The 618-nt window shown below is 67.3% G+C and carries 1 protein-coding gene and 1 pseudogene; both read left to right on the top strand.

What is annotated here, in order from left to right:
- Positions 1-404 (top strand): dihydrodipicolinate synthase family protein (locus CCN37_RS37455; protein ID WP_210408389.1); only part of this gene is annotated, 404 nt, incomplete at its 5' end.
- A gap of 2 nt (positions 405-406) precedes the next feature.
- A pseudogene (locus CCN37_RS37450) lies at positions 407-618 on the top strand (sialidase family protein); the annotation flags it as partial.

Below are 618 nucleotides of genomic sequence, written 5' to 3'. Positions count from 1 at the left end.
TGGACCTGGTGCGCGGCACGGGTTTCCCGGTCTTCTCCGGCTCGGAGACGTTGGCCGACGTGAGCCTCCGGTGCGGTGCGAGCGGCTTGGTCCCCGGTATCGGCAACGTCGACCCGCACGGCTACGTCCGGCTCTACAACGCAGCTCGACGCGGTGAATGGGATGTGGCACAACGGGAACAGGACCGGCTGCGTCGGCTGTTCAAGATCGTCAACGTCGGTGACCGCGCGCGGATGGGCGGGTACTCGTCGGCGATCGGCGCGTTCAAGGAAGCGCTGGTCGCGCTCGGTGTGATCGACAACGGCACCACCAACCTCCCGATGATCCAGCTCAACTCCGAGGAGCGCGCCGCGGTGCGCCCCTATCTCGTGGAAGCCGCCCTGCTCCCCAACGGTGAGGAGTGACCATGAAGCTCGCACTGATCGCATCCGTCCTCTTAGGACTGACACCGGCTCCTGCTGACACCGCCGTGTTCCAGTCCGGGACCGAGGGCTACCACACGTTCCGCATCCCGGCGATCGTCAAGGCGCGCGACGGCGCGTTGCTCGCGTTCGCCGAGGCGCGCAAGGCCAGCGCGAGCGACACCGGCGACATCGACCTGGTCATGAAGCGCTCGAC

This window comes from Allokutzneria sp. NRRL B-24872, assembly GCF_002155965.1.
In the GTDB taxonomy this organism is placed as follows: Bacteria; Actinomycetota; Actinomycetes; order Mycobacteriales; family Pseudonocardiaceae; genus Allokutzneria.
This window is presented reverse-complemented; position numbering and strand designations above follow the sequence as displayed.